20 protein-coding genes are annotated in these 20458 nt (G+C 40.1%); 12 read left to right on the forward strand and 8 right to left on the reverse strand.

The annotated features are described in order from the left end of the window. Positions 1-13 precede the first annotated feature (13 nt). Positions 14-1057 carry an oxidoreductase gene (locus GWI68_RS18930; protein WP_166541297.1) on the reverse strand — a complete coding sequence of 348 codons (1044 nt, stop codon included), beginning with the start codon at positions 1055-1057 and terminating at the stop codon, positions 14-16. 131 nt (positions 1058-1188) lie between these two features. Here GWI68_RS18930 and GWI68_RS18935 point away from each other — a divergent pair, with 131 nt between their 5' ends. From GWI68_RS18935 to GWI68_RS18980, 10 genes are all read left to right on the forward strand, one after another. Further along, positions 1189-1656, forward strand: coding sequence for a DUF2569 domain-containing protein (locus GWI68_RS18935; protein WP_109408309.1), 468 nt, complete (start codon positions 1189-1191; stop codon positions 1654-1656). A 94-nt stretch (positions 1657-1750) separates the two neighbouring features. Next, positions 1751-2332, forward strand: a complete 582-nt coding sequence (rsxA, locus tag GWI68_RS18940) for an electron transport complex subunit RsxA (protein ID WP_006536930.1) — start codon at positions 1751-1753, stop codon at positions 2330-2332. Continuing rightward, a complete protein-coding gene (gene rsxB, locus GWI68_RS18945) occupies positions 2332-2958 on the forward strand; it encodes an electron transport complex subunit RsxB (protein WP_036937055.1) in 627 nt (208 codons plus the stop codon). The genes rsxA and rsxB overlap by 1 nt, the downstream gene beginning before the upstream one ends. Beyond that, positions 2951-5605 carry an electron transport complex subunit RsxC gene (gene rsxC, locus GWI68_RS18950; protein ID WP_166541298.1) on the forward strand — a complete coding sequence of 885 codons (2655 nt, stop codon included), beginning with the start codon at positions 2951-2953 and terminating at the stop codon, positions 5603-5605. Before rsxB ends, rsxC begins: the two co-directional genes overlap by 8 nt. Positions 5606-5611: 6 nt before the next feature. Then, the gene (gene rsxD / locus GWI68_RS18955) at positions 5612-6688 is read left to right on the forward strand and encodes an electron transport complex subunit RsxD (RefSeq protein WP_166541299.1); all 1077 of its coding nucleotides are present in this window, start codon (positions 5612-5614) and stop codon (positions 6686-6688) included. An 18-nt stretch (positions 6689-6706) separates the two neighbouring features. Then, entirely contained in the window at positions 6707-7333 is a 627-nt protein-coding gene (rsxG, locus tag GWI68_RS18960; RefSeq protein WP_166541300.1) for an electron transport complex subunit RsxG, read from the forward strand. Position 7334: 1 nt separating this feature from the next. Next, positions 7335-8039 carry an electron transport complex subunit E gene (locus GWI68_RS18965; protein WP_166541301.1) on the forward strand — a complete coding sequence of 235 codons (705 nt, stop codon included), beginning with the start codon at positions 7335-7337 and terminating at the stop codon, positions 8037-8039. Between the two features lie 12 nt (positions 8040-8051). Continuing rightward, positions 8052-8690, forward strand: coding sequence for an endonuclease III (gene nth, locus GWI68_RS18970; RefSeq protein ID WP_109408768.1), 639 nt, complete (start codon positions 8052-8054; stop codon positions 8688-8690). 113 nt (positions 8691-8803) lie between these two features. Further along, complete coding sequence (locus tag GWI68_RS18975; protein WP_166541302.1) at positions 8804-10750, forward strand: exoribonuclease II; 1947 nt, start codon at positions 8804-8806, stop codon at positions 10748-10750. Between the two features lie 186 nt (positions 10751-10936). Then, positions 10937-11485 (forward strand): RNA 2'-phosphotransferase, encoded by a 549-nt coding sequence (locus GWI68_RS18980; protein ID WP_109408766.1) that lies wholly within the window; start codon positions 10937-10939, stop codon positions 11483-11485. A gap of 72 nt (positions 11486-11557) precedes the next feature. Here GWI68_RS18980 and GWI68_RS18985 read toward each other — a convergent pair whose 3' ends face one another. The 6 genes from GWI68_RS18985 to pgpB all read right to left on the reverse strand — a co-directional run bounded on the left by GWI68_RS18985 (position 11558) and on the right by pgpB (position 15627). After that, positions 11558-11968 carry a hypothetical protein gene (locus tag GWI68_RS18985; RefSeq protein WP_166541303.1) on the reverse strand — a complete coding sequence of 137 codons (411 nt, stop codon included), beginning with the start codon at positions 11966-11968 and terminating at the stop codon, positions 11558-11560. Between the two features lie 105 nt (positions 11969-12073). Beyond that, positions 12074-12397 carry a stress response translation initiation inhibitor YciH gene (gene yciH, locus GWI68_RS18990; protein WP_072068012.1) on the reverse strand — a complete coding sequence of 108 codons (324 nt, stop codon included), beginning with the start codon at positions 12395-12397 and terminating at the stop codon, positions 12074-12076. Positions 12398-12474: 77 nt separating this feature from the next. After that, positions 12475-13203 (reverse strand): orotidine-5'-phosphate decarboxylase, encoded by a 729-nt coding sequence (pyrF, locus tag GWI68_RS18995; RefSeq protein WP_109408764.1) that lies wholly within the window; start codon positions 13201-13203, stop codon positions 12475-12477. A 45-nt stretch (positions 13204-13248) separates the two neighbouring features. Then, entirely contained in the window at positions 13249-14418 is a 1170-nt protein-coding gene (lapB, locus tag GWI68_RS19000) for a lipopolysaccharide assembly protein LapB (protein WP_166541304.1), read from the reverse strand. Between the two features lie 12 nt (positions 14419-14430). Next, positions 14431-14748: a LapA family protein gene (locus GWI68_RS19005; RefSeq protein ID WP_109408762.1), complete on the reverse strand. Its 318-nt coding sequence runs from the start codon at positions 14746-14748 to the stop codon at positions 14431-14433. A 159-nt stretch (positions 14749-14907) separates the two neighbouring features. After that, entirely contained in the window at positions 14908-15627 is a 720-nt protein-coding gene (gene pgpB, locus GWI68_RS19010) for a phosphatidylglycerophosphatase B (protein ID WP_166541305.1), read from the reverse strand. Between the two features lie 266 nt (positions 15628-15893). Here pgpB and ribA point away from each other — a divergent pair, with 266 nt between their 5' ends. Further along, positions 15894-16493, forward strand: a complete 600-nt coding sequence (gene ribA, locus GWI68_RS19015; protein WP_075672080.1) for a GTP cyclohydrolase II — start codon at positions 15894-15896, stop codon at positions 16491-16493. A gap of 251 nt (positions 16494-16744) precedes the next feature. Continuing rightward, entirely contained in the window at positions 16745-17560 is an 816-nt protein-coding gene (locus GWI68_RS19020) for a MetQ/NlpA family lipoprotein (protein WP_166541306.1), read from the forward strand. Between the two features lie 97 nt (positions 17561-17657). On the opposite strand, the gene acnA is transcribed toward GWI68_RS19020, so the two are convergent. Beyond that, positions 17658-20330, reverse strand: coding sequence for an aconitate hydratase AcnA (gene acnA / locus GWI68_RS19025; RefSeq protein ID WP_166541307.1), 2673 nt, complete (start codon positions 20328-20330; stop codon positions 17658-17660). Positions 20331-20458: the final 128 nt, after the last annotated feature.

Consider the following 20458-nt stretch of genomic DNA (forward strand, 5'->3'; position numbering starts at 1 on the left):
CGCTCCCTTTAGCTTATAGCGTAATAGTTTGTTTTAAACGATTTGAAATTTCGCCCGCTTCAATCAAACGCATAATGGCAGTTGCTTGTATTGGCGTAACGGGGTTTTCTTCACCCAATGTAATTGCACGATAAATTTGTTGATAATACGCAGGATAATTACCAGGGAGTGTTGCAAGCGTGGTTGTTTCTAACTCACCGGATGCTGATAATGTTGTTAATTCACCATCTTTATTATCCATTCCCCAATTATAAGTTTGATTAGGAAGATAACCGGCTTTTAAGGCATCTTCTTGAGTATCTAAACCGTATTTAACATAACTGCCTTTTGTTCCATGAATAGCAAAAATAGGTGTTGGAGATGCGACTAGCATAGAAGCATGAAGAATAACTCTAAGATTGTCATATTCTAATAACGCATGAAAGTAATCGGCATTTTTTGCATTAGGACGTAATTGAGCAATATCTGCCGTAATTGCTTTAGGCTCACCAAATAGGCAAACGGCTTGATCAAGAACATGGGGCGCTAAATCATACCAAAGTCCGCCACCAATTCCGGCATCTTCTCGCCAACGTTGACGCACGGTTGGGCGAAAGCGATCAAAATGAGCTTCATAGGCACTAATCTCACCGAGTGTTTTATCTGCTAAAAGTTTTTTAACCGTTAAGAAACCCGAATCCCAACGACGATTATGAAAAACAGAAAGTAGCTTACCGGCATTTGTTGCTTGTTGAGATAATTTTTCTGCTTCTTCCAGTGTTAGTGTAAACGGTTTATCAATAACAACATGTTTACCTTTTTCCAAAGCCTGTGAAGCTAACGAATAGTGAGTATTATTCGGTGTAGGGATAATAATTAAGTCTATTGAAGGATCATTAATAAGTGCTTGAGGATCTGCATAAACCGTGATGTGAGGAAAATCTTGTTTGACTTTATTTTCATCAGAGCTTGAAATTGCACTGAGGTTTAAGCCTTTGGTAGTTGTAATTAAGGGAGCATGAAAGGTTTTACTTGCATAGCCATACCCGATAATCCCAACATTGAGTTTATTTGCCATAACCCTATCCTATTTTTATCTGCTTTTTTATTAATAAAAATCACTTTCACTTTTGTAGCTAAATAAATAATAACAAAGTTTGTGATAATATCTCGTTTAGTTCTATACACACGAGTAGGAATAATTAATTAATGAAATTTGATCTCAAAGCAAACACGCAGAATAACCTTTCAGGAAAGGCGCCTATAACTGGATGGCTACTTGCGCCATTGGCTTATATGATCTTATCAATTATTGGCTCTGGCTTGATGTCTGTTCTCTACGTTCTTAAATATTTTGCGGATTTTTCGATCCTCCACCAGCTTCCTTTTCATTTAATATCAAGTTGGTATCTCTCTGCGTTAACCACGTGGGTGATGTTTGGTTTTACGGTATATCTACTACGCCAGTTTTTTTATCGCGCTAAAAACTTTCCACGTTTATTTATTTTATGGTTACTTATCAACTTACTATTAGCGATCAAAAGCTTTGGCTTTGCGCCTGTAGATGACCAAACAGCGTTAAAATCTCTTCTATGGTCTGTCTTCTCGACTGTCTGCTTTGTGCCTTATATCAAGTACTCTAAACGTGTTCGTGAAACTTTCACACAAGTTCGATAACTTCGTATCTTCACCCTTGATATTATATACGCTTGTTTAGCCTCTTTATTTCAGGAGGCTTTTTGTTTCTCTGTTTAACAATTTTGGCATAACAATGACTGATTACTTGCTTCTATTCGTCGGCACCGTATTGGTGAATAACTTTGTACTCGTCAAATTCCTAGGTTTATGCCCATTTATGGGTGTATCAAAAAAATTAGAAACCGCGATCGGTATGGGATTTGCGACGACCTTTGTTATGACTCTCGCCTCTATTAGTTCATGGCTGATGGATAACTTTATTTTAGTTCCTTTGGACTTACTTTATTTACGCACACTGAGCTTTATTTTAGTTATTGCAGTAGTTGTACAATTCACTGAAATGGTTGTAAGAAAAACAAGCCCGACACTCTATCGTTTGTTGGGGATCTTCTTACCTTTAATTACCACAAACTGTGCTGTCTTAGGCGTTGCGTTATTAAATATCAATCAAGCACACACGTTTATGCAGTCGGCTGTTTATGGTTTTGGTGCAGCAGTAGGTTTTTCTCTTGTGATGGTATTATTTGCCGCCATTAGAGAAAGGTTAGCAGTGGCAAATGTCCCTGCGCCATTTAAAGGTGCATCAATTGGTTTAATTACCGCAGGTTTAATGTCTCTCGCCTTTATGGGTTTTAGTGGTTTGGTGAAACTGTAATGAATTCTTTATGGATAGCAATTGGCGTACTTGGTGCGCTAGGTCTTATCTTTGGGCTAATTTTGGGCTATTCCGCGCGTCGTTTTAAAGTGGAAGAAGATCCTATTGTTGAAAAAATAGATGCTATTTTGCCACAGAGTCAATGTGGGCAATGTGGACATCCTGGTTGTCGCCCTTATGCCGACGCGGTTGCAAACAATGGTGAGATGATTAACCGGTGTGCGCCGGGTGGCGAACAAGTGATGTTAAAAATCGCAGAACTAATGGGTGTTGAACCTCAACCGCTTGATGGTGACGAAGAAGCATTAAATCCCGTTAGAAAAGTCGCCTTAATTGATGAAGATAATTGCATAGGATGTACTAAGTGCATTCAAGCTTGCCCTGTTGATGCCATTGTAGGTGCAACACGCGCAATGCATACGGTTATTGAAGACTTATGTACTGGATGTGACTTATGCGTTCCACCTTGCCCTACTGACTGTATTACCTTAGTGCCAGTCAAAGTAACAACCTCAAATTGGAAATGGGATTTAAATACCATCCCTGTTAAAAATATTCCAGCAGAGCCTGAAGAAACACCTGAAGATGAACCGTCATTAAAGACGGAGGATAACGCTCATGTTTAATCTCTTTTCGTTATTTAAAAAAGATAAAATCTGGGATTTTAAAGGCGGTATTCATCCTCCTGAAATGAAATTACAGTCAAGTCGCACACCAATGCGTATAGCACAATTGCCTGATGAAGTAATTGTCCCTATTCATCAACACTTAGGCGTACCTGGTCAACTTTGTGTTAGCGAGGGTGAACATGTTTTAAAAGGCCAACCTTTGACTAAAGGTGTTGGCAGAACACTCCCTGTTCATGCGTCTATTTCTGGTACTGTCACTGCTATAGAGCCTTTTCCAAGTGCTCACCCTTCGGGATTACCTGAAATTGCCGTAAGAATTCAATCTGACGGTAAAGATGAATGGCGTGAACAGTTCCCGCTCACTGATTACCAATCGCAAAGCAAAGAGACTTTACTCGCTCGTATCCATGAAGCGGGTATTGCTGGATTAGGGGGCGCCGGATTCCCGACTGCTTCAAAATTAAAAGGCGGTGGTGATTTAGTTAACACACTGATTGTCAATGCAGCAGAATGTGAACCTTATATCACAGCGGATGATCGCTTAATGCAAGAGCATGCTGATGAAGTGATTGCTGGTTGTCAGGTATTAATTCACCTTCTCTGTCCTGATGAAGTGTTAATTGGTATTGAAGATAACAAACCTGAAGCTATTGAAGCATTGAAATTGGCATTAAATGCCGTCCCTGATGAGAAACGAATTTTTATTCGTGTCATTCCCACAAAATATCCCTCTGGCGGTGCTAAACAACTGACCAAGATCTTAACAGGTAAAGAAGTGCCATCAGGTGGTCGTTCATCTGATATTGGTGTTTTGATGCAAAACGTGGGTACTGTTGTTGCTATCAAGCGTGCCATTATTGATGATGAGCCTTTAATTGAACGTGTTGTCACGATCACTGGTAATGGTGCCAAAACACCGGGTAACTTCTGGGCACGTTTGGGTACCCCTATTTATTCATTGCTAAAACAAGCGGGATTTGTTGCAGGCTCTGAACAAATGGTGATTATGGGTGGGCCATTAATGGGCTTTACCTTACCTGACTTAAATGCCCCTGTTGTTAAGATAACCAACTGCCTACTTATCCCTTCAGTTGAAGAAATGGATACAGATAATCTTGAAGAGGCGTGTATCCGTTGTGGTCATTGTGTTGATGCTTGCCCTAGTGGTTTATTACCCCAACAACTTTACTGGTTTAGTAAAGGTAAAGAGCATGAGAAAGCACAACAGCATAATTTATTTGATTGTATTGAATGTGGTGCTTGTGCGTTTGTTTGCCCAAGTAATATTCCGTTAGTTCAATACTATCGCCAAGAAAAGGCTGAAATACGTGAAATTGATGCAGAAGCAAAACGAGCAGCTGAAGCTAAAGCGCGTTTTGAAGCCAAAAAATTACGCATGGAGCGTGAAAAACTTGAGCGTGAAGCAAGGCATCAACGTGCGGCGGTTAAACTTGATGATAATGAACATAATGAAGTTCAATCTGCGCTCTCTCGTGTAAAAGAAAAACAGAGTATCGGTAAAATTATTTCTGTGAAAGCAGGTGAAGAGCCAGATAACGCAGCTGCTATCGCCGCACGTAGAAAGCGTAAAGAAGAAGTCAGAGCAAAACAAGCAGCCAAATTAGCACAGCAAAAAGCATTAGAAGCCTCAAATGATAATACAGTAAGTGACAACGAAGATGCTGATCCACGCAAAGCAGCTGTTGCTGCCGCACTGGCTCGTGTGAAAGCCAAAAAAGCACAACAAGCTTCTCAAGCAACGCCAACCGTTGAAGCTCCTGTTGAAAACGCAGAAGCCGAAGATGTCGATCCACGCAAAGCTGCCGTTGCGGCCGCTATTGCCAGAGCGAAAGCGAAAAAAGCACAACAAGCTTCTCAAGCAACGCCAACCGTTGAAGCTCCTGTTGAAAAAGCAGATGCCGAAGATGTCGATCCACGCAAAGCAGCTGTTGCTGCCGCACTGGCTCGTGTGAAAGCCAAAAAAGCACAGCAAGCTTCTCAAGCAACGCCAGCCGTTGAAGCTTCTGTTGAAAGCGCTGAAGCCGAAGATGTCGATCCACGCAAAGCTGCCGTTGCGGCCGCTATTGCCAGAGCGAAAGCGAAAAAAGCACAGCAAGCTTCTCAAGCAACGTCAACCGTTGAAGCTCCTGTTGAAAAAGCAGAAGCCGAAGATGTCGATCCACGCAAAGCAGCTGTTGCGGCCGCATTGGCTCGTGTGAAAGCGAAAAAAGCACAGCAAGCTTCTCAAGCAACGCCAACCGTTGAAGCTCCTGTTGAAAAAGCAGAAGCCGAAGATGTCGATCCACGCAAAGCTGCCGTTGCGGCCGCTATTGCCAGAGCGAAAGCGAAAAAAGCACAGCAAGCTTCTCAAGCAACGCCAGCCGTTGAAGCTCCTGTTGAAAAAGCAGAAGCCGAAGATATCGATCCACGCAAAGCTGCCGTTGCGGCCGCTATTGCCAGAGTGAAAGCGAAAAAAACACAGCAAGCTTCTCAAGCAATACCAGCCGTTGAAGCTCCTGTTGAAAAAGCAGAAGCCGAAGATGTCGATCCACGCAAAGCAGCCGTTGCGGCCGCTATTGCCAGAGTGAAAGCGAAAAAAGAAGCCGAACAACGTCGAGCTAAAGAAGAAGTTACCTTGGATTAATCACAGATGAAATTTAGACCGATACAAAATAACAACAGTAAATTAAAAATTGCGAGTTCCCCTTTTACGCATAATCAACAATCCACCAGCCAAGTTATGCTATGGGTTACATTAGCGGCATTACCGGGGATCATCAGTCAGATCTATTTTTTTGGTTTAGGCACTATTTACCAAATTATATTCGCCATCATCGTTGCGCTTGTGGCTGAAACTGTATGCGTAAAACTCAAAAAAGAAGATCCATTACTTTACCTTAAAGATAATTCCGCACTGCTTACTGGTGTATTGCTCGCAATTAGCATTCCGCCTTTGGCACCATGGTGGATCATTGTTTTAGGTACCTTTGTTGCTGTCGTTATCGCAAAACATATTTATGGCGGTTTAGGGCAAAATCCATTTAACCCCGCAATGGTAGGTTATGTAGTTTTACTTATCTCATTCCCAGTACAAATGACATCGTGGATGCCTCCTGTTGAATTACAAGCAGTCTCTTACAATGTCATGGACAGTTTAAGTATTTTCTTTACAGGTCATACATCATCAAGCTTAACACTTGAAGATTTAAGACGCTCTGTTGATGGCATTACACAAGCTACACCTCTTGATAGTTTTAAAACTGGATTATTAACTCATTCTATTGATGAAGTGTTAGCGACACCTATTTTACAAGGTGAGTTTGCCGGCATTGGATGGCAGTGGGTGAATGTAGCTTATTTAGTAGGTGGATTAGTTCTACTCTATAAACGCATTATTAGCTGGCATATCCCTGTTGCGATGATCTCAATGTTAGCCTTATGTTCGGTTATTAGTTGGGGGATCGATCCTACTCGTTACTCGCAACCCCTATTACAAATCTTCTCAGGGGCAACAATGTTAGGGGCTTTCTTCATAGCGACTGATCCTGTAAGTGCCTCTACAACCCCTAAAGGTCGTTTAATTTATGCGGGAATGATTGGTTTATTAGTTTGGGTTATCCGTGTTTATGGTGGATATCCAGATGCTGTTGCCTTTTCAGTATTACTTGCCAATATCGCTGTACCTTTAATCGATAGCTATACACGCCCTCGTGTTTATGGGCATTAATGTGCCAAGGAGAAAATGATGATCGATATCTTAAAACGTCATGGGCTAACATTAACTGTCTTTGCGGCTTGTACAACAGGTTTAACCGCTGTGGTGTACCACTTAACCGCAGATACCATTGCAGAGCAAGTGGCTATAGAAAAACAAAAATTATTGGATCAGGTGATCCCTCAAGCAATGTATGACAATGAACTTTCTAAAGATTGTTATCTACTTACGGCACCGGAATTGGGAAATTCAAAACCTCATAAACTTTATGTCGCACGTTTAGAAGGTAAACCCGTTGCAGCAGCCTTAGAATCTACCGCGCCAGATGGCTATTCAGGTGCAATTGAACTTCTTGTTGGCGCTGACTTTAAAGGCAACGTTCTAGGTGTTCGTGTAACCGCACATAACGAAACTCCTGGTCTGGGTGATAAAATTGAGACACGCATTTCCGATTGGATCACAACACTGAGCCATAAATTCATTTCCAGTGAAAACGATCCACATTGGGCGGTAAAAAAAGATGGTGGCGATTTTGATCAATTTACAGGTGCGACGATCACCCCCCGCGCTGTCGTTAACTCATCAAAACGCACAGCATGGCTAATACAATCATTACCAGAGAAATTAGAAACTCTCTCTGTCTGTGAGGCGAATTAATATGAACTCCATTAAAACGCTCTTTGCTCAAGGGTTATGGACAAACAACTCAGCTCTAGTGCAATTACTTGGTCTATGCCCTTTACTGGCGGTTTCCTCTACAGCAACTAACGCGCTAGGCTTAGGACTTGCGACAACATTAGTGCTATTTTGCACCAATGTGGCAGTTTCAAGTTTACGTCGTTGGGTTCCTTCTGAAATTCGTATCCCAATTTATGTTATGATAATCGCGTCTGTCGTCAGTGCTGTGCAATTACTGATCAACGCATACGCCTATGGTTTATACCAATCGTTGGGGATCTTTATTCCATTAATAGTCACCAACTGTATTGTTATTGGCCGTGCTGAAGCCTTCGCTGCTAAAAATGAAGTCTTTCCTTCTGCCATTGATGGTTTAGCAATGGGATTAGGGGCAACAGCCGCACTCTTTGTGTTAGGCGCGATCCGTGAAGTTTTAGGTAACGGAACATTATTTGACGGTGCAGATTTACTGTTAGGTGAATGGGCTCAAGTATTAAGAATCGAAATAGTTCATTTAGATTCCCCCTTCTTACTTGCCATTTTACCGCCAGGTGCTTTTATCGGTTTAGGCTTTATGTTAGCGGGAAAATACCTTATCGATGAAAGACAGAAAAAGCGCAGCGCTTCGATAATGAAAACTTATGAAAAAGAACAAGGCTGTGGTAGTCATATCGTTAAAAATTAATTTGTGAGCATAATGAATCAAGCAAAACGTATTGAAATTCTAACTCGGTTGCGTGATAACAATCCGCAACCTACGACAGAGCTAAAATTTGACTCTCCGTTTGAACTATTGATCTCCGTGTTACTCTCTGCACAAGCGACCGATGTGAGTGTCAATAAGGCAACTGCTAAACTTTATCCAGTTGCCAACACACCACAAGCTATCCTGAATTTAGGTGTGGATGGACTTAAGAAATACATTAAAACCATTGGCCTATATAATACCAAAGCTGAAAATGTGATTAAGACCTGTCAAATCTTGGTGGATAAACATCACAGTGAGGTTCCTGAAAACAGAGAAGCCCTTGAAGCTTTGCCTGGTGTTGGTCGCAAAACTGCAAATGTTGTTTTAAATACTGCATTTGGCTGGCCAACAATTGCTGTCGATACACATATCTTTAGAGTGAGTAATCGTACAGGCTTTGCCCCTGGCAAGAATGTCAATGAAGTTGAGCAAAAACTATTAAAGGTTGTTCCGGCAGAATTTAAAGTTGATTGCCATCACTGGCTTATTCTTCATGGTCGTTATACCTGTATTGCACGAAAACCACGGTGTGGCTCTTGTATTATTGAAGATCTGTGTGAATTTAAAGAAAAAACAGATCCTGAATAAAAATTTGCCGATTTGTCTGTTTTTCTGATGCAATATTACTTGCGTCGCTACGCACAATCGAATAAAACTATTGCCCACTTTTATTATTAAAACTGCCGACTTTCCGGAAAAATATGTTTCAAGACAATCCGCTGCTTGCACAGCTAAAACAGCAACTCCATGCCCAAACACCGCGCGTGGAAGGCCTTGTAAAGGGAACAGATAAAGGCTTTGGCTTCCTTGAAGTTGATGGTCAGAAAAGCTATTTTATTCCCCCTCCGCAAATGAAAAAAGTGATGCACGGTGACCGTGTAATTGCTGCTGTTCATACCAATAACGACAAAGAATCAGTTGAACCTGAAGAATTAGTTGAGCCCTTTTTAACTCGTTTTGTCGGCCGTATTCAAAGAAAAGAGGGTGATAACCGTCTGTGGATAATACCAGACCATCCTCTACTAAAAGATGCAATTCCTTGCCGTCCAGCTCAAGGTTTAACCCATAACTTTGTCAATCAAGATTGGGCTGTTGCGGTTATGCGCCGTCACCCACTTAATAAAGGTGATAAAGGTTTTCAGGCAGAAATCACCGACTATATTACAGATAAAGACGATCACTTTGCCCCTTGGTGGGTAACCTTAATGCGTCATCAACTTGAGCGCGATGCACCAGAAATGGGCAACGAAGCACTTACATTACATGATGCATTACCTCGTGAAGATCTGACTTCTCTCTCCTTTGTCACTATTGATAGTGCATCAACAGAAGACATGGATGACGCACTCTTTATTCGTAAAGAAGAGAACGGTCAATTAACGCTATTTATCGCCATTGCCGATCCTACGGCTTATATTTTGCCGAATAGTGAATTAGATAAAATTGCGGCACAACGCGCTCTAACTAACTATCTGCCGGGCTTTAACATCCCAATGTTGCCTCGTGAGCTATCTGATAACATTTGCTCATTACGCCCTAATGAAAAGCGCCCTGCATTAGTCTGTCAAGTCAGCATTGCCCAAGATGGTGCATTACATGAAGATATTCACTTCTATTCTGCATGGGTAGAATCAAAATCCAAACTGGTTTACGACCATATTTCAGATTGGTTAGAAGGCGCTAACAGCGATTGGAAACCAGAGAATGACATCGTTCATGAACAAGTAATGTTATTAAAAGAGATGTGTGAAAAACGTCATGAATGGCGTGAGAAACATGCTCTGGTCTTTAAAGAACGCCCTGATTACCGCTTTATTCTCGATGAAGGTGGTAATGTGTTAGATATCGTGGCTGAAAATCGTCGTATTGCAAATCGCATTGTCGAAGAAGCAATGATCACAGCCAATATCTGTGCAGCTAAAGTGCTGGCGAAAAACTTAGGCTTCGGTGTTTATAACGTTCACACTGGTTTTGATCCACTTTATATCGATCAAGTTGTACAAACTTTAAAAGATAATGGCATTGAAACCACTTCTGAAAGTTTGTTAACCCTTGAAGGTTTCTGTCAATTACGTCGTGAGCTAGATAACCAACCTAATCAATTCCTTGATAGCCGTATTCGTCGTTACCAAAACTTTGCTGAAATCAAATCAGAGCCAGGCCCACACTTTGGTTTAGGACTGGAAGCTTACGCAACATGGACATCACCGATCCGTAAATATAGTGATATTTTAAATCACCGTTTACTAAAAGCGATTATCAGTAAAGAGCCTGCTGAAAAGCCACAAGAAGAAGATGGTATTCGTATTGCAGAACGCCGTCGTGCTAATCGTATGGCTGAACGAGATGTGGGTGATTGGTTATATGCACGTTTCTTAAAACCTTTTGCGGGTACTGAAACACCATTTAACGCTGAAATTATCGATATTACACGTGGTGGTATTCGCGTTCGCTTAGTTGAAAATGGCGCAGTAGCCTTTATTCCGGCTCCTTTCTTACATGCTGTGCGTGATGAAATTCAATGCAGTCAAGAAACGGGTACAGTGATTGTGAAAGGTGAAAGTGCTTATAAACTCAATGATATCATTCCTGTTCGCATCGAAGATGTAAAACTTGAAACTCGTAATATCGTTGCTCGCCCTATCTAATTAGTCTGTAGTCGGTATACAATAAAGCTGATGGTTCATTTTGAGCCATCAGTTTTTTTATGCCTATTATCTTTGCTAGACATAACACTAGAAATTTAAAGGGAATAAAAAGGGAATATTTTTATGGTATTAAGGAAATAAAACACTCAGACCATAAATTTAGTAAATAACAAATGGATTGAATTAATGAAAGATAAAGTGCAGATTAGCCGTTTTTTAAGCTATATATTACGACACTCCCCTGAAAGTATTGGTTTATCACTTGATGAGCAAGGATGGGGTGAAATATCACAACTGATCTTGTTAGCGCAGAAAAAAGGCACGCAACTAACCCTTGAACTGATTAACGATGTAGTTAAAACGAATGATAAAAAGCGTTTCGCTATTTCAGAAAATGGGCTTTTTATTCGTGCCGTTCAAGGGCACTCTCTTAAGACTACGGTTGATTACCAAGCTATTACTCCTCCTAAAATACTTTATCACGGTACAGCAACTCGTTTTATCGACAGTATTTTTAATCAAGGTTTAATACCGAATGGTCGCCAATATGTTCATTTATCACAAGATTATAAAACAGCCGTGAATGTCGGCAATCGTCATGGAAAAGCCGTTGTTTTAATTGTTGATAGTGAAAAAATGTTTAGTGAAGGTTTTGAATTTTATCAGGCTGATAATGGTGTATGGTTAACGCTTTCCGTGCCTGTGAAATATCTAAAAATCGAAGAGAAAGAATAGAATGAAATATAAACAAGTAGGTGACATTGTCACCTATAATCTTGCTTATGGTGTTCTCTGTTTGACTAATACTTAATCAGGATGACCTGTGATGGTTATTTTAGTGCCCTTCTGATCTTCTTCTAACAAAATTTCGGTAAAACCACCTGCAAACTGCTGTTCTATTATTAATTTTTTGGGGTTTTCCCAATTATAGTCCACAGAAACGGCATCATTTGTGTACTCTTTTTGGATGTTATTATTCACTCTAATGACTTTTTCAAGATAAGCTTCATCGTGTTCGCTGACATATTTTTTATACGCATCAGTGATTGAAAGCCCAGTATAAATACAGTTGGTTATTGCCCCATGCTCGTAAATTTCATCCATTGTCTGCTCTGGTGAAGAACAATATTTATCATGGACAATCACTTTATCTATTTTGCTTTCTGCCAAAAGCACAGAAGAATACAACAACGTTACAATCATCAAATATGCTTTCATAAAACACCTTTAAAAAGACATCTATTAATAACAATAAAAAATGCGCTAATCTCAATAGAAAATCAGCGCACCCTTATTCATTTCATTGCTATCTAGCTAGCTAAATCAGCCACCAGCCAGTTTAACTTTCATTCCTTTGGCTTCTAATAGCGATTTAATTAAATCACGTTTGTCACCTTGGATCTCAATTAAACCGTCTTTTACACTACCACCACAGCCACATTTTTTCTTTAGTTCAGCGGCAAGTTTGGCCAGCTCTGCATCATCCAGATCGATACCTGAAACAACACAAACACCTTTACCTTTACGCCCACTAGTTTGACGCTGAATACGCACAATACCATCACCGACAGGACGTACAGGCTTTTGTTCTTCTTCTTTAATGCGACCCGCATCTGTGGAATAAACCAAACGAGAGTTATTATCCATGTTAATTACATACCTTGTATATATTCGTCATACTATTAAGATGCAGTGTATTGTCACTTAGCTACATCTTGAGTTATTTAGAGTATAGAACGATTAATTTGTTGCAACGTTTCAAGAGGATTATCACTACGTGTAATAGGACGTCCAATCACCATATAATCAACCCCTGCTGCAATGGCTTGTTCTGGCGTCATGACTCGACGCTGATCACCAACATCACTTCCTGCAGGGCGAATACCTGGTGTCACTAATAAGAAATCATCACCACAAACTTGTTTAAAACGTGTAGCTTCATGTGCAGAGCACACAACACCATCAAGGCCACAAGATTTTGTCAGCAACGCCAAGCGCTCGGCTTGTTCTGCGGGTGTTAATGTTATACCCAACTCAATCAAATCGGACTGATCCATACTCGTTAACACTGTTACTGCTGTTAAAAGTGGTGCATCTTTGCCATAGGATACAAGGCTTTCTTTAGCTGCACGCATCATGCGACTGCCACCACTTGCATGTACGTTCACCATCCATACACCTAAATCAGCCGCAGCTGCAACGGCTCTTGCAACGGTATTGGGAATATCATGAAATTTTAGATCCAAGAAAATGTCAAAACCGTCTTTTTGTAACTGCGTAACAAATTGAGGGCCAAAACGGGTAAACATCTCTTTACCAATTTTTAAACGGCAAGATGAGGGATCGATACGTTGTGCAAAATCTAATGCACTTTTTTGATCTTCATAGTCTAATGCCACAATAACGGGCGCGCAGGTGAACTCGGGCGATTTTTTATCACAATGAAATGACATTTTAGGGCCTTTATTTATAAAGAGACTATTAAAAAAGTGACATCGTCACTGACCATCTAAACCGCGAATAGGTTTAACGGTATCCCATGAACGACAGGATGGACAATGCCAATATAATGCATGAGAGGTAAAACCACATTTATGGCAACGATAATCTGGTTTGGTACGAATTTGTTCACCAACCATATAACGCAATAAAATAAGACTTTCTTTGGCTCGACCTTCTTCTGCTTCAGCTAAATGATAACGCATTAAGCGATAGAAAAGTCGCATTGTAGGATGGCGTTCTAATTGGCGGTTAATATAAAGCTGAGCAGCTTCAATACCTTCTTTGGCTTCAATGATATCTGCAAGGTAGAGTTCAGCAATAGCACCGCTATTACTATCAACACATTGGCGTAAATACGCCTCCCAACGAGAATTATCTTCTTGCGTCTGAAAACATTCAAAAAGCATAGGTAATGTTTCACTTACCATCTCTTTATCTTGCTCGATAACTTTCATCAGCACTTCAATGGCTTTTTGTTTCTCATCACGAGCAATATAAATACGACCATACATAATTGAAACACGAGCACAGAGGGGATCTGCTTGGCCTGCTTTTTGTAGAAAACTAAGTGCACTATCAAGATTATCACTACTCATTTCTTGAAGTGCCAACTCACAGTAAAAATGTGATATTTGTTCTTTTAATTCATGCTGACCTAATTTTACTAATTTTTCAGCTGTTTCGATGGCTTTGCCCCAATCACTTGTTAACTGGTAAATAGCCAGCAAAGATTGTAACGCGCTTTGGCGAAACTCTTGCTCATCAATAAGTTGCTGAAACATATTTTCAGCTCGATCGTAAACTCCCGCAGCAACATAGTCACGGCCAAGTTGTTGAACAGCTAGGAGACGTTGATCAAAAGAAAGCGCTGCACTTTCCATTAAGGATTGATGAATACGAATTGCGCGTTCAACTTCACCACGAGAACGGAAAAGATTGCCTAACGTAAGATGTGCTTCAAAAGCAGAACTATCTTCTTTAAGCATTTCAAGGAAGAGATCAACAGCTTTATCTTGTTGATCCGAAAGTAAGAAGTTAACACCCGCCACGTATTCTCGTGACAGGCGATCGGCATTCTGCTGTTTATCCTGTTGGGCGCCACGACGCCCCATATACCAGCCGTAAGCTGCCGCGACAGGTAATAACAGAAACAGCAATTCTAGCATCAGCTATCGTCCTTATTTCGTAGCAGAAGCAACCGTTGGGCGACTTTCTTGGCTTTCTTGTTTGGTTTGAGCGCTTTCAAGACGTTTAATTTTACGTTTTGCTCGGCCTAGTGATAAACGGGCGCGCAAATAGAAAACACCACTCACAATCCAACCAAGAACAAAGCCGACACCAAACAGTGTGGCTAACAAGGTAGAAATACGATATTCCCCTTGAGCAATAAGGTAATTGAATGTGACTACCTGATCGTTATTTGAGCCTAAAGTCATGGCAATGACCACGATGGCAAAAACAAGAATAACCAAAATAAAAAGTAGGACTTTTTTCACATTATTTCCTTTTTTATTCTCTTTTCTTTAGTGGACAGATAAAGGTAGCATTTTCACTGCGCACAAAGAAAGTCATTTCTTAGAATCAACTGATTTTCGTATATTTTTTCACATAAATACTGAAAAAGACATTCTGTATCTCAAAAATAAAGGCTATCGTCAGGATTTGAGTAATAAACGTCGCTCAATCACCTTAAATGCACACCAAACCAGCATAGTACTTATAAGAATACCCACAATCACATCAGATGCCCAGTGCATTCCCAACACAATACGCCCTACAGTGACATCGATTCCCCATAATAACCCGAGTGTTGCTAAAAAATAATGACCGCGCAACATAAAAAGGACAAAAACAAACAAGCCGAGTGTTGCTGCAAATAAGCTATGCCCGGATGGAAAAGCATAACCCGTTTCCGCTTTCCAATGTTTAAGTTGCCATTCGGGGATCATAGGGGAATTTGCCAATCCATTTTGGAGTAATTGTTCCCGCGCTGATCTGGGAACTTGATAAAATGCCTCTGGTGTAATGTGTAAATTGTCACTGACCCAAACAACATAAGGACGAGGTTCTTTGACTGTATTTTTAACTGCAACCTTAACTAATTGCCCAACGGCTAAGGTCGCAACAATTATCACCGCTAATTGAATAAAATTATTACGTTTTAATTTCAAAACCATAAACAGTAATGCCAAAAACACAATAATACTAATAGTTCCCCAAGGTTTCGCTGCACTATCTGCTATCCACAATGTGCTAATTCCCCCTAAAGGGTGATCAGTCGGTTGCCATTGCCAACCCAGCATTAACACTACACTAGGTATGATTAAGAGTAATATACTGCCTAATGAAATTAATCTTGTTATCTTCTTATTCAATATATCGACCCTTCTCAAATACAAACACTGTCTTTCGTTTATCTTTAAAGTTTATCAGTATAAACGATGCTCGTTTAGCAATAAATCATTATGCAATAAGGCTCAAAATCTGATAATTTGTAGTGGTGTGAATTTATAAGTGTGTGTTATCCCATTTCCTTGCCTATCAGACATGGAAACATTTCAGTGTTTTATTTCTCTTTGTTCTCGTTATAAAGTGTATAATCTTGAACGAGAGTTTCACCTGAAATTATGAGTCAAAAATAATGAAATTAAGACGTATCGCAGAAGCAAAACTACCTACTCCTTTTGGTGAGTTTTTAATGGTCGGTTTTGAAGAAATCGCAACAGGTAAAGATCACGTCGCCCTAGTCTATGGCGATATCTCAGGCTCAGAGCCTGTATTATCTCGTATTCATTCAGAATGCTTAACGGGTGATGCCTTATTTAGTTTGCGTTGTGATTGTGGTTTCCAACTTGAAGCTGCACTTTCACAAATAAGCAAAGCGGGTCGTGGTGTCTTACTTTATCATCGCCAAGAAGGCCGTAATATTGGCTTACTAAATAAAATAAGAGCTTATGCATTACAAGATAAAGGGTTAGATACTGTTGAAGCAAACCTCGAATTAGGTTTTAAAGCTGACGAACGCGATTTTACCCTTTGTGCTGACATGTATAATCTATTAGGTGTTCATGAGGTGCGGTTATTAACCAATAATCCGAAAAAAATTGAAATCATGAAAGCCGCAGGTATTAATGTTATCGAGCGAGTTCCTCTGATTGTCGGACGTAATCCAAGTAATGCACATTATCTTGATACCAAAGCCGATAAAATGGGCCATCTTTTATTTAAGAAAGCGCAATAATAAAGTAACAGCACAGCATTAATAATTTTCAAATCCGAGTCTAAGTTGCTCGGATTTTTATTTAGCTCTTTTTATTCTATTACCTTGTAAATTCATTCTTTATCTATTTTTCTTTGCTTATATTTCCTTCTTTTTTACAGATCATTCGTCATTAAATTATATCATGTGAAAATTTGTCATATGCGATTTCATTGACTATCTATCTGATTCTAAGTTATTTATTAATAAATAAATTTTGATAGGAAAACATTATGCCATTACATTTTTCTGGTAGGATTTTCGGCGCGCTATTATTAGTGGGAACATTATTAACAGGCTGTGATAATAGCGATAAAAACAGCTATTCAATCAAAGTTGGTGTGATCAATGGCGCTGAACAAGATGTGGCAGAAATTGCCAAAAAAGTCGCTAAAGAAAAATATGGTTTAGAGGTTGAATTAGTGGGTTTTAGTGGCTCATTATTACCTAATGATCCCACAGCAAATAAAGAATTAGATGCGAATGTTTTTCAGCATCGCCCTTTTCTTGCTCAAGATAATCAATCTCGGGGTTATAATTTAGTGGCTGTGGGCAATACCTTTGTTTTTCCTATGGCCGGCTATTCAACAAAAATCAAACACCCTTCTGAATTAAAATCTGGCGATACCATTGCAGTTCCTAACGATCCAACCAACTTGGGCCGAGCTTTACTGTTATTAGATAAAGAAAAACTTATCACATTAAAACCAAATAGTGGCTTGTTACCTACTGCCATCGATATTATTGATAATCCTCTTAAATTAAAAATTATGGAGCTAGAAGGCGCACAGTTACCACGAGTGTTAAACGATCCGAAAGTCACCGTTGCCATTATTAGCACCACTTACATCCAACAAATTAATTTATCTCCGACAAAAGACAGTATTTTTATTGAAGATAAAAACTCGCCTTACACCAATATTATAGTGGCAAGAGAAGACAACAAAGACGCTAATAATGTGCGTGATTTTATCAAGGCTTATCAATCCCCCGAAGTTGCAATAGCCGCCGAAACCATTTTTAATGGTGGTGCAGTTCAGGGTTGGTAAAAATTTATTAGCTTTTTTATGGCAGACGCCACTTAAGCAACCTAAAAAAACGCCCCATTTTTATAATGAGGCGTTTAGCGATATCAATAAGACCTAATTAAAGCATATTACGAATAACATAATGTAATATGCCACCATGTTGGAAATAAGCGAGTTCGGTTTGTGTATCAATACGGCAACGCGCCATAATAGTTTCAGTGCGATTATCCGCAAAAGTAATATTAACCGCGACATCTTGACCTGGTGTTAATGCATTAAGCCCAGTGATCTCAATTTTCTCATCACCTTTTAATCCTAATGTTTGACGTGTAACACCTGCTGGGAATTCTAACGGTAAAACTCCCATACCAATCAAGTTAGAACGATGAATACGCTCAAAAGAACCCGAAATCACGACACGAACACCTAATAAACGCGTTCCTTTTGCTGCCCAGTCACGGCTAGAGCCTGAACCATACTCACTTCCTGCAATGATCGCCAATGGGGTATTTTCTTGCTGGTAACGCATTGCAGCATCATAAATTGCTAACGTTTCCCCCGTTGGAATATGTTTGGTAAAACCACCTTCAATTCCCGGTACCATTTCATTACGAATACGAATATTGGCAAAGGTGCCTCGCATCATAACTTCATGGTTACCACGTCGAGAGCCGTAGGAGTTAAAATCTTTCGGTTCTACCCCATGCTCACGCAAATAACGTCCAGCGGGACTATCAGCTTTAATATTTCCAGCAGGTGAAATATGGTCAGTTGTTACCGAATCACCTAAAATTGCCAAGATACTGGCTTGGTGAATATCGTTAATTGGTGCTGGCGTTTTTGTCATTCCTTTAAAGAAAGGAGGATGACGAATATAAGTAGAATCTGCCTGCCAAGTATACACTGGCGTATTTTGTGTTTTCAGTGATTTCCACGTCTCATCTCCTTCAAACACCGCAGAGTACTCTTTATGGAACATCTCTGTTTTCACTTTTTCAACCGCATCTGCAATTGCTTTACTGTCAGGCCAAATATCTTTTAAGTAAACAGGGTTACCCTGCTTATCTTTACCTAAAGATTCTTTAGTAAGATCGATACTCATATTCCCTGACAATGCATAAGCAACCACCAGCGGAGGCGAAGCTAACCAGTTAGTTTTTACTAAAGGATGAATTCGACCTTCAAAGTTACGGTTACCTGATAATACCGCTGCAATAGTTAAATCATTGTCTTTAATTGCGCTTTCAATCGGTGCTAATAAAGGCCCAGAATTACCAATACAAGTCGTGCAACCATAACCCACAAGATTAAAACCTAACTCATCAAGATAAGGCGTTAATCCCGCTAAATTAAGGTAATCTGTGACCACTTTAGAGCCGGGGGCTAAAGAAGATTTTACCCAAGGTTTACGCTGTAATCCCTTTTCTACCGCATTTTTAGCCAGTAACCCCGCGGCCATTAAGACATTCGGGTTTGAAGTATTAGTACAAGATGTGATCGCTGCAATCACGACAGCACCATCAGTTAACTCAAATTCAGGGTAATCATCAATTTTTACTTGAGGTAACTGCGCCAGTGGTTTCTTATTGGTTTCAAGATCTACTGCCGCTTTAAATGCATTAGGAACACTTGCTAAATTCACTCTATCTTGAGGACGTTTAGGCCCAGCTAGACTTGCTTCAACTGTTCCCATGTCAAGAGATAATGTAGAGGTAAAGATAGGCTCATCACCAGCATGACGCCATAAACCTTGCTCTTTACTATAAGCTTCAACTAAAGCGATTTCTTGCTCTTCTCGCCCAGTTAAACGCAAATAATCAAGCGTAATATTGTCTATTGGGAAAAAGCCACATGTTGCTCCGTATTCTGGCGACATATTCGCTATCGTTGCCCGATCAGCTAAAGGTAATGAGGCTAAACCATCTCCGTAAAACTCAACAAATTTTCCTACTACACCATGGGCTCGTAGCATTTGGGTGACAGTAAGTACAAGATCTGTTGCTGTAATACCTTCTCGTAGTTTGCCTGTCAGTTTAAAACCAACAACATCAGGAATAAGCATTGAAATAGGCTGACCTAACATTGCAGCTTCAGCTTCAATACCTCCAACCCCCCAGCCTAAAACACCAAGACCATTAATCATGGTGGTGTGAGAATCTGTTCCTACTAAGGTATCTGGATAAGCTACATAACGGCCATCTTTTTCTTCAGGCCAGATAGCTTTACCTAAATACTCAAGGTTTACCTGATGGCAAATCCCTGTTCCTGGTGGCACAACACGAAAACGTTCAAACGATTGCTGCCCCCAACGCAAGAAAAGGTAACGTTCATAGTTACGTTCCATTTCTATTTCAACGTTTTCAGCAAATGCATTTTTACTTGCGTATTCATCAACCATCACAGAGTGATCAATAACTAAATCAACGGGCGATAATGGATTGACCTTTTCCACCTGTCCGCCTAATGATTTTACGGCTTCTCGCATTGCAGCTAAGTCAACAACAGCAGGCACACCTGTAAAGTCTTGCATTAAAACTCTTGCTGGTCGATAAGCTATTTCACGAGATGCATGGGCTGTTTTTTGCCAATCAACTAACGCCTTAATATCATCTTCAACAACCGTATCATTATCGAGATAACGTACTAAATTTTCTAACAGTACCTTCAGAGATTTAGGAAGACGGGTAATATCGCCTAATTGACGAGCAACTTCAGTAAGGCGGTAATACTCATATTCACGAGATCCAACTAAGAGCGTGGAATGGCTCTCTTTTTTCAAGTGTAACGACATAGCTCCTCCTTCTTATTTTTATACTGACAGCATGTTTAAACCATCAAAATAGGTAAGGTTATCTATTAAACATATCATATAACTCATAATTTCGCTTAAGGATCACACAATTTGTTAACGTAATGTTA

Source organism: Proteus sp. G2669 (assembly GCF_009915245.1).
In the GTDB taxonomy this organism is placed as follows: domain Bacteria; phylum Pseudomonadota; class Gammaproteobacteria; order Enterobacterales; family Enterobacteriaceae; genus Proteus.